Source organism: Micromonospora sp. KC606 (genome assembly GCF_004348675.1).
Classification (GTDB): domain Bacteria; phylum Actinomycetota; class Actinomycetes; order Mycobacteriales; family Micromonosporaceae; genus Micromonospora.
In genome coordinates this window covers 1-9,470 of the sequence record NZ_SMKN01000226.1, presented here as the reverse complement: position 1 = coordinate 9,470, position 9,470 = coordinate 1, and the positions used below count along the sequence as shown (strand labels likewise).

Here is a 9,470-nt window from a genome sequence, read left to right as displayed (position 1 = left end):
CCGCTGGCCGGGACGCTCGGGCGGCGCACCGGGACGGGCGGGGCGGGCGGCTCGTCGGTGACCAGGTCGGTCGGCACGAGCACCACGGCGGTCAGCCCGCCGGGCTGCTCGGAGCGCAGGGTGACCATGATGCCGTGCCGGGCGGCGAGGCGGGCCACCACGAATAGTCCGAGCCGGGCGCTGTCGGTCGGGTCTAAATCGGGCGGGTCCGCCAGGCGGCGGTTGGCCTCCGCCACCGCTCCCGGGGACATTCCCAGGCCGTGGTCGGTGATCTCGACGACGTACCCCTTGGGCACCCGCTGGCCGGCGATCCCGACCCGGGTCTCCGGCGGGGAGAAGGCGGTGGCGTTCTCGATCAGCTCGGCGAGCAGGTGGATCACGTCGGCGACAGCCCGGCCCTCCAGGCCGGCGGGCTGCAGTTCCCCGACGTCCACCCGGTCGTACGCCTCGACCTCGGAGACCGCGCCCCGGACCACGTCCAGCACGGCGACCGGCTGTCGCCAACCCCGCCCGGGCACCGCCCCGGCGAGGATGACCAGGTCCTCGGCGTGCCGGCGGAGTCGGGTGGCCAGATGGTCGACCCGGAACAGGTCGGCCAGTTCGTCCGGGTCCTCGGTGCGCCGTTCCATCCGGTCGAGCAGGGCGAGCTGCCGGTGCACCAGGCCCTGGCTGCGGCGGGCGAGGTTGAGGAAGACCTCGTTCAGGCCCCGGCGCAGGCTGACCTCGTCGACGGCGGCGCTGACGGCGGTGCGCCGGACCTCGTTGAAGGCGCGCCCGACGTCGCCGATCTCGTCGGCGCCGTACTCCAGCGGCGGCGCCTCGCGCGCCACGTCGACCTGTTCGCCCCGGCGCAGCCGGGCCACCACGTCCGGGAGCCGATGCTCGGCCATCTCCAGGGCGGCGGTCCGCACACCGGTGAGCCGGTGGGCCAGCGTGCGCCCGACCCGCAGCGCGACCAGGACCGAAACGACGACCGCCAGCAGCCCGAGCACCCCGGCGGCGGCGAGCCGGACCAGGATGGTGATCGCCACCGGCATGGTGCGGTCTGCCAGCACGTGGGTCTGGCGCAGCTCGAAGTCGATCAACTGCTGCCGCACGGCCTCGTAGCTGGTCACCCAGGCGCGGCCGTCCACCGGTGGGCGGCCCGCCGGGTCGGCGCGCAGCAGCGCCTCCTGCATGGCGCGCAGTCGGACGAAGTCCTTCCCGGCCGCCAGCCGCTGGTAGGCGGCCCGGTCCTCCATCGGCAGGTCGGTCATGGAGGCGTCGGCGAGGAACCGTTCGTTGCCGATGATACGCACCAGCCGCAGGTGCTCCCCTTCGGCGAACCGGCCCCTGGTGACCGCCCCGGCCACCAGCGCGTCGGTCTGGCTGAGCAGCTCACGGGCCCGACCGAGGCCGGTGAGCGCCGACGCCTGGCGGTTCAGCTCCGCGTCGGGCCCGTCGGCCATCGCGGAGAAGGTCTGGAAGACCGCCTCGATGACGCCGGTGTAGAGACCGCCCGCGCCGCCCGGGTCGACCTGCCGGCGGTCGACGAGGTCACGCCCGGCCGGCAGGGTGTCGAGGGTGGCGGCCAGCTCGCCGAGACGTCTGTCGAGCAGGTCGCCGCTGGCATCGCGCAGGCGTTCCCCGCCGATGCGCCGGCGCAGGTCGGCCACTGTCGCGTCGGTGCGCTGCCGCTGCTCGGCCAGGGCCGGCAGCGTCCTCGTACCGGCGAGTTGGACAACCGAGAGCCGCCGCTCGCGTTGCAGTTCCGCGACGGCCGCGCCGCCGGGGCGGCCGAGCTCTTCGATGAAGGTACCCGCGACGAGCAGATCAAGTGCGGGGCCGAGGGTGAGTGTGGTGGTGAAGACCCAGAGCGCCAGCAGGGCAGCGACCGGGGTCACGACCAGTGCGGTCAGCTTGGCGCGGATCGACCAGTCGTGGGTGTCCATTGAGTCCTCGGCCGAAGGGGATGGCAGCGGTGCCGGCCGGGCGGAACCCGGCCACGGCACCGGGCACCGGGCACGGGCACCTTGGGCAGGATACGTAATCGGGGCCCGGAGCACTACCGGGCAACAGCGGCCCCACCTGCGCTCCGTTGTGGACCCTCCGCACGGGCGGACGCCCGCCGGATCACCGGCGGGCGTCGGCCGTGACAGGACTCAGCCGTCGGCCGAGAGGCCGAGGCCCTCGGCGACGCGACGACCGTATTCCTCGTCGCACTGGCTGAAGTGCCAGACCATCTTCTCCTGGATGTGCTTGTCACACTGGGACAGGTTGGTCACCAGGTTGAGGACGAGGTCGTCCCGCTCCCAGTCGGCCATCTCGCGGTACCGCCGGCCAGCCTGGGAGTAGTTGTCCTGCCGCTCGATCGGAGCCTTCATGACCTGCCCGGAGACGAACGGGCGGTACTCCCGGTACGACTCGTCGGCCTCGCGCAGCCCGGCCACGGAGGACGGTTCGAAGTTGATGTGCGGACTGACGCCCCGGTTGTCCACCCCGTACGACATCGCACCGCCGGCCTGGTTGGTACTGACCACCACGTCCTCCCGGGGCCGGTTGACCGGCAACTGGAGGTAGTTCGGGCCGACCCGGTAGCGCTGGGTGTCCGAGTAGGAGAAGGTGCGGCCGACGAGCATCTTGTCGTCGGAGAAGTCGATGCCGTCGACCAGCACACCCGTGCCGAAGGCGATCTGCTCGTTCTCCTGGTGGTGGTCGGTGATGTTCCGGTTGAGAGTCATCATTCCGACAGGGAGGTACGGGAAGTGCTCCTCCGGCCAGATCTTGGTGTCGTCGAGCGGGTCGAAGTCCAGTTCCGGGTGTTCGTCGTCGCTCATGACCTGGACGTTGAGCTCCCACTGTGGGTAGTCGCCGCGCTCGATGGCCTCGTAGAGGTCCTTCGAGGCGTGGCCGAGCTCCCTGGCCTGGATCTCCTGCGCCTGCGCCTCGGTGAGATTGTGCTCGCCCTGCTGCGAGAGCCAGTGGAACTTGACCAGCACGCCCTCGCCGTCGGCGTTGACGAGGCGGTACGTGTTCACCCCGGAGCCGCGCATCGTGCGGTAGTTCTTCGGGATGCCGTACGGGCTGAACAGCCAGGTCAGCATGTGCATGGCCTCGGGGGTGTGCGACATGAAGTCGAAGATCCGGTTGGGCTCCTGGCGGAAGGTCACCGGGTCCGGCTTCAGCGCGTGGATCACGTCGGGGAACTTGATCGCGTCACGGATGAAGAAGATCTGGAGGTTGTTGCCGACCATGTCCCAGTTGCCGTCCTCGGTGCGGAACTTCACCGCGAAGCCGCGCGGGTCGCGGGCCGCCTCGGAGGAGTCCCGGCCGCCGATGACGGTGGAGAACCGGATGGTGACCGGGGTCTTCTTGCCCCTGGTCTGGAAGAGCTTGGCCCTCGTGAGGGTGGACGCCGGCACGGCCTGATCACCGGTTCCGATCGTCCCGTACGCCTCGAACTCGCCGTGGGCGACGAAGCCGCGGGCGTGCACCACCCGCTCGGGGATCCGCTCCCGGTCGAAGTGGCTGATCTTCTCCAGGAAGTGGTAGTTCTCCAGCGTCGCCGGGCCGCGCGGGCCGATGGTGCGCTGCTGCTGGTTGTTGTGGACGGGGTGGCCCTGACGGGTGGTGAGGATGGGCTTGTCGGTCTGCTCGCTCATCGCTGTTCTCCTCATGTGTTCCGGCAGTCCAAGCGACGCCTCCTGTGGGAGGTGCCGGCGGACACGACCGGCATCACCCCACCCAATCGCGTTCTCTGGAATCAGTCAACTTCTAGCCGGGTCAGTCCTGGCGGGCCGTGCCATGTCGGTCCGCGTCCCACCGCTGGAGCGGTCAGGGCGTCGCCCGGACGGCCGGTCAGGAAAGTCGACCGGATCGGGATTGGCGATCACCGGACGGAGGGAATACCAGGTGGTGAAGGAGGAGCCATGTCGCCCACGCAGGTAATCGTTGTGGTTCTCGCCGTGCTGGTGGTCGCGGCGCTGGTCGCCGTGGCCGTCGCGGCCGGCCGGCGCCGCGCGCTCAAACACCGCTTCGGCCCCGAGTACGACCGGGTCGTCACCGAACAGGACAGCCGCACCGCCGCCGAACGGGAGCTGCGCGACCGGGAACGCCGGCACGCCGAGCTCGAACTCACCCCGCTGGACCCGCAGGCCCGTGCCCGGTACGCCGCCGCCTGGGAGGAACTCCAGGTCCGCTTCGTCGACTCCCCGGCCGAGACGGTCGGCGACGCCGACGAACTGGTCAGCCGGCTCATCGCGGAGCGGGGCTACCCCACGGGGGACTTCCCGGAGCAGATCGCCCACCTCTCCGTCGAGCACGCCCGCACCCTCACCCACTATCGGGACGCGCACGAGATCCGGTTGCGCAACGAGCGGGGCGAGGCCAGCACCGAGGAGCTGCGCCAGGCCGTCGTGCACTACCGGACCCTCTTCGCCGACCTGCTCGGCGAGGAACCGGTCGGACAGCGACCACCGGCGCAGCGCCAACCGGACAGCCCGCAGGACGCCACCAGCCGCTGAGGAGAGCCGCCATGCGCCAGGAAGAACAGCAGGTCAACCAGGACCGTCCGGAGGCGGTGCGGTCCGCGCCCGCGCCCGTCCCGCCCGCCGGTGAGGTGACCGCACACCGTGACCGGGACGGGCGGGCCGGCACCCCGGAGGACGTGCTGGACGACCGGGGAACCTTCGACGACCCGACGGTGACCGACGCCGCCGACGACCGCGACGGCGGCCGACCCGAGTTCCACGAACCGGCCCCGCTGCCGACCGCCTTCGGCGCGGCCACGGTGGGCGACGCGGTCGCCGCCTCGGCGTTGGCCAGCGGGCGTCCGGAGGACGAGCGGGACGCCCGACAGGAGGACACCGCGATGCCCGGCGACGGCGCACCCGGGCGGACCGAGCCGTTCGACGACGAGCGGGCCGACCCGACGGCCGCCGACCGGATCCACGACCGCGACCGCTGGGAGGCCGGGCACCGGTCCGCCGGAGACGGGGCAGGTCCGGGCGGGGTGCGCCGCGACGGCGACGCGTCGGCCGCCGGTGCTGCCGGATACGGCAGTGCCGCGCTGACGATGGTCGACCCGGACGCCCAGGCGCCGGGGGCCGACCCTGCGCCGGCCGCCACCGGAGCGACCGGGACAGCCGACGGCAACGTGCCGACGCACGCGGCGACCCTGTTCGAGGCGGACGTGGCACAGGGCTTCCGGGACCGCTGGCGGGAGGTCCAGCTCCGCTTCGTGGACGACCCGCGGGCGGCGGTCGGCGAGGCGCAGTCACTGGTCGAGGAGGCCATCCAGGCGCTATCGGCCGCACTCTCCGCGCAGAAGCAGCGGATCGGCGGCGGGCAGGACGCCGGCTCGGCCGACACCGAGCAGTTGCGGGTGGCGGTCCGCCAGTACCGGGACTTCCTGGACCGGGTTCTCGGTCGCTGACCGCGCAGTCGGGCGCCCCGGTCGCAGGTTGGCCGGGGCGCCCGCGCGTGTGGCGTACGACGCGCGTGGAATTTCACCTTCGGGGTAGTAGCTCGCCCACGTACACGACGAAGGGTGGCGGAATGGACGGCGGCGGCCTCCGGCTGAGCATGAACGGGCTGGACTACGGAATTCTCACGCTCTATTTCGTCACCGTGCTCGGTGTCGGTTTCGCCGCCCGCCGGGCCATCCGGACCAGCGTCGACTTCTTCCTCTCCGGGCGTTCCCTGCCGGCCTGGGTGACCGGGTTGGCCTTCGTCTCGGCGAACCTCGGCGCCCTCGAGATCATCGGGATGGCCGCCAACGGCGCCCAGTACGGCATGATGACCCTGCACTACTACTGGATCGGCGCCGTCCCGGCGATGGTCTTCCTCGGCATCGTGATGATGCCCTTCTACTACGGCTCCCGGGTCCGCAGCGTCCCCGAGTACCTGCGGTTGCGCTTCAACCGGCCGACCCACCTGCTCAACGCGATCAGCTTCGCGGTGGCCCAGGTGCTCATCGCCGGGGTCAACCTGTACGCGCTGGCGCTGATCATGCAGGCGTTGCTCGGCTGGCCGCTGTGGGTGGCGATCGCGGTCGGCGCGGTGATCGTGCTGGCGTACATCACCGTCGGCGGGCTCTCCGGCGCGATCTACAACGAGGTGCTCCAGTTCTTCGTGATCATCGCCGGTCTGGTGCCGATCACCGTGATCGGGCTGGTCAAGGTCGGCGGCGTGGGCGGCCTGATGGACGCCGTCCGCGAGTCCCGGCTCGGCGAGGCCGGCCTGCACGCCTGGCAGGGCACCGGCAGCACCGAAAACCCGCTGGGCGCGCACTGGTTCGGCATCGTCTTCGGTCTCGGTTTCGTGCTGTCCTTCGGTTACTGGACCACCAACTTCGCCGAGGTGCAGCGGGCCCTGTCGGCGCAGAACATGAGCGCCGCCCGGCGGACCCCGATCATCGCCGCCTACCCGAAGCTGCTGATCCCGGCGGTCACCATCATCCCGGGCCTGATCGCCATGGTCACCGTGCAGGGACTGGGTGCCAGCGAGGGCGATCTGGTCTACAACAACGCGATTCCACTGCTGATGCGCGATCTGCTCCCCAACGGGGTGCTCGGGATCGCGGTGACCGGCCTGGTCGCCTCGTTCATGGCCGGCATGGCGGCCAACGTCAGCGGCTTCAACACCGTCTTCACGTACGACATCTGGCAGGCGTACGTGCGCCGCGACGGCTCGGACGAGTACTACGTCCGGGTGGGCCGGTTGGCCACCGTCGGCGGCGTGCTGGTCGGCATCGGCACGGCGTTCATCGCGGCCGGATTCAGCAACATCATGAACTACATCCAGGCGCTCTTCTCGCTGTTCAACGCCCCGCTGTTCGCGACCTTCATCATCGGCATGTTCTGGAAGCGGATGAGCCCGCTTGCCGGTTTCTGGTCGCTGCTGTCGGGCACCCTGGCCGCGCTGGCCACGTACCTGCTCTACAAGGGCGGGGTGCTGCACTTCAACTCCGACCTGGAGGAGAGCTTCTGGGGGGCGGGCATCGCCTTCGCCACGGTCGCCGTGGTGGCCGCGATCGTCACCCCGCTGACCCACCCCAAGCCCGACGACGAACTCCAGGGCCTGGTCTACGGCATGGGCGCAGTGGACCTGAAGGGCGACGTGCTGGCTGGCGACCGGGTCTGGTGGCGCTCGCCGGTGCTGCTCGGCGCGATCGCCCTGGTCCTGGCCGTGGTCCTGTACATCCCGGTCTTCTGAGGCCGGTCCCCGGCGGCGACACGAGAGGAAGGTCGATTCCATGGATCAGCACAGCGAGCGGGCGCAGGATCCGCTGGTCGAGGAGACCGAGCAGGAGCGGGCGAGGTCCGCCGCGGCCCGGCTGTTCGACATCCGCCGGGTGATCGGTGGGCTGTTCGTCGTGTACGGCGTGCTCGTCGGCCTGGTCGGCCTCTTCGACGGGCAGTCGGAGATCGCCAAGGCGCAGGGTCTGCGAATCAACCTGTGGGCCGGCCTGGCGATGCTGCTCTTCGGCCTGTTCATGCTGGCCTGGCAGTGGCTGCGCCCGGTCGAGCCGCCCACCGCCGAGGAGGCCCGGGAGGTCTGACCAGCACCGGCATGGGCCCGTCCCAGCGGGGTACGCGAGATCAGAGCATCCTGGGACAGGAGGGCAGCACCATGACGGATCGTGATCCCAACCGCGGCCGACCGCTGGAGGAGAGCCCCGAGGTGGCCGCCGCGGTCGATGACGAGACCACCGTGCCGCAACTGGCCACCGACGGCGGCCCGGACCGGGACAATCCGGCCTTCGCCGAACCGGGCGGCGGAACGAGGGGCAGCGCCGGGGAACTACTGGGCGACCCGTACGCGGCGGGCACCGGCGCGACCGGAACCGGCACCGGCGCGGCCAACATCCGCACCGGCGCGGAGCAGCAGTGGGAGCCGGAGGATCTGGTGATGGCGCGGGGGCAGGACCTGACCCCGGAGAACATCGAGCGGGCCCGTCGCGATCTGGCCGAGCTGGGGCCGGCGGCGATCGAGAAGACGGTCCCCTGATCCACCGCGTCGACCGTCGACCCACCCGACACCTGGGCACCGACCCTGTCCCGTCCCACCGGCGCCACCGGGCTGGGGCGGACAGGCGGTGGCACCGCGGGGGCCCCTGGCCCGACCGGTGACGGTCGGACCAGGGGCCCTGGGAACCCTGCCGCGGCAGTGCCTCACTCCTGCCGCGGCGGGTAGGCCGTCCGCCTGGTCAGGAGAGCGGCGGGTAGGCGTTGCGCATCAGCTCGGCGAGCTGCGCCGGGAACCAGGCGCCCGAGATCGGGGCGTCCGGCAGGGCACCGGTCCTGCTGTTGCCGTTACGGACGTTGCCCTCGTAGGTCGGGTCGCACATCCGGTCGAAGCCCTTGCCCTCGGTGTTCGGGATCTCCTTGCTGGAGCCGTCCGACTCGCCCGGGGGCTTGACCCAGACGTAGGCGTCGATGCCGGGCTCCGGCGCGGCCTTGGGACGCTCGCCCAGACCCGCACCGGCCTGGTTGCACCAGTTGCCGGCGTGGATACGCCGGTCGACCCGGCCACCGTTGACGTAGGCGTCGACGTTGGTCATCGGGCCGGGGCCGGTCGGCCGGGCCGAGCCGCCCCAACCGTTACGGGAGGTGTCGATCAGCATGCCGATGTTCCGGTCGAAGCCCTTGCTGACCAGCTCGTTGCGGAACGCCTGGGCGAACGAGAGCTCGTCGACGTAGAAGTTCCAGTCGACCCACTTGGACTGCCGGACGGACTGCCCGTTCACCGTGTCGGTCACCTTGAAGTGCGGCTCCTTGAGGGCCGAGTAGTTCGCGGTGTTGACGATGAAGCCGTGCACGTGGGCAGGGGTGCTGCCGGACGCGCCGGCCGCGTCGCGCAGGATCTGCGCGCTCGGGCTGAAGTTGCTGTCCCAGCCGAGCCAGCCGTGGTGGCCGGCGTCGATGTAGTTGTAGACGTTGGGGATCGCGCCCAGCTTGGCCAGGGCGTAGCCGACGCCGTTGACGTAGGCGCCGTTGGCCTTGACCGTGTCGCACATCTCGGTGGCACCGGGCCGGCCCGAGACGTTGGTCACGATGTTCGGCAGCGAGTCGATCTCGATGACGTTGATGATCCGCAGGTTGCGGTACTTCGCGTCACCCTGGATCGCGGCGATCGGGTCGATGTACTCGGCCTTGTAGCGGGGCAGCTCGTGCGCCTTGAGCTCACCGTTGGAGGCGAGCGCCGCGCAGTCCCGGCCGGGCAGGTTGTAGATGACGATCTGGATGTAGTTGGCACCCTGCCGCAGCGCCTCGTCCAGGTGGTTCCGCAGACCCATGGCGCCGTTGGAGCTGCTGTCCGGCGTGCCGTTGATGGCGGCGATCCGGTCCAGCCAGACCGCGGTCGGGGTGTTCGAGATGCGGTTGCCGCCGGCCACCGACTCGGCCTTGGCCTTCCACTCCGGGTTCACGTACCCCTTGGCGTTCAGGTACGGGTTGTCCGCCTTCTGGCCCGGCGGCGGAGTGGTCGGG

8 protein-coding genes are annotated in these 9,470 nt (G+C 70.9%); 5 read left to right on the top strand and 3 right to left on the bottom strand.

What is annotated here, in order from left to right; all coding sequences use genetic code 11:
- Together E1193_RS27085 and E1193_RS27080 are read right to left on the bottom strand one after the other, a co-directional pair.
- A partial coding sequence (locus tag E1193_RS27085; protein ID WP_132186011.1) for a nitrate- and nitrite sensing domain-containing protein occupies positions 1–1,931 on the bottom strand: 1,931 nt, incomplete at its 3' end.
- Positions 1,932–2,141: 210 nt separating this feature from the next.
- Positions 2,142–3,641 carry a catalase gene (locus E1193_RS27080; protein ID WP_132186010.1) on the bottom strand — a complete coding sequence of 500 codons (1,500 nt, stop codon included), beginning with the start codon at positions 3,639–3,641 and terminating at the stop codon, positions 2,142–2,144.
- A gap of 267 nt (positions 3,642–3,908) precedes the next feature.
- Here E1193_RS27080 and E1193_RS27075 point away from each other — a divergent pair, with 267 nt between their 5' ends.
- From E1193_RS27075 to E1193_RS27055, 5 genes are all read left to right on the top strand, one after another.
- Complete coding sequence (locus tag E1193_RS27075) at positions 3,909–4,502, top strand: hypothetical protein (protein WP_132186009.1); 594 nt, start codon at positions 3,909–3,911, stop codon at positions 4,500–4,502.
- Between the two features lie 11 nt (positions 4,503–4,513).
- Positions 4,514–5,413: a hypothetical protein gene (locus E1193_RS27070; RefSeq protein WP_132186008.1), complete on the top strand. Its 900-nt coding sequence runs from the start codon at positions 4,514–4,516 to the stop codon at positions 5,411–5,413.
- Between the two features lie 122 nt (positions 5,414–5,535).
- Positions 5,536–7,194: a sodium:solute symporter family protein gene (locus E1193_RS27065; RefSeq protein WP_132186007.1), complete on the top strand. Its 1,659-nt coding sequence runs from the start codon at positions 5,536–5,538 to the stop codon at positions 7,192–7,194.
- A gap of 40 nt (positions 7,195–7,234) precedes the next feature.
- On the top strand, positions 7,235–7,540 hold the full coding sequence (locus E1193_RS27060; protein WP_132186006.1) for a hypothetical protein: 306 nt from the start codon (positions 7,235–7,237) through the stop codon (positions 7,538–7,540).
- 71 nt (positions 7,541–7,611) lie between these two features.
- Complete coding sequence (locus tag E1193_RS27055) at positions 7,612–7,989, top strand: hypothetical protein (RefSeq protein ID WP_132186005.1); 378 nt, start codon at positions 7,612–7,614, stop codon at positions 7,987–7,989.
- Between the two features lie 199 nt (positions 7,990–8,188).
- Here E1193_RS27055 and E1193_RS27050 read toward each other — a convergent pair.
- Positions 8,189–9,470: glycoside hydrolase family 6 protein (locus E1193_RS27050; RefSeq protein WP_132186004.1), on the bottom strand; the 1,282-nt coding region annotated here is incomplete at its 5' end.

Bases quoted from the DNA above. Each gene is read 5' to 3' on its own strand.
- E1193_RS27080 (WP_132186010.1), bottom strand. From the start codon at position 3,641: ATGAGCGAGCAGACCGACAAGCCCATCCTCACCACCCGTCAGGGCCAC.
- E1193_RS27075 (WP_132186009.1), top strand. From the start codon at position 3,909: ATGTCGCCCACGCAGGTAATCGTTGTGGTTCTCGCCGTGCTGGTGGTC.
- E1193_RS27070 (WP_132186008.1), top strand. From the start codon at position 4,514: ATGCGCCAGGAAGAACAGCAGGTCAACCAGGACCGTCCGGAGGCGGTG.
- E1193_RS27065 (WP_132186007.1), top strand. From the start codon at position 5,536: ATGGACGGCGGCGGCCTCCGGCTGAGCATGAACGGGCTGGACTACGGA.
- E1193_RS27060 (WP_132186006.1), top strand. From the start codon at position 7,235: ATGGATCAGCACAGCGAGCGGGCGCAGGATCCGCTGGTCGAGGAGACC.
- E1193_RS27055 (WP_132186005.1), top strand. From the start codon at position 7,612: ATGACGGATCGTGATCCCAACCGCGGCCGACCGCTGGAGGAGAGCCCC.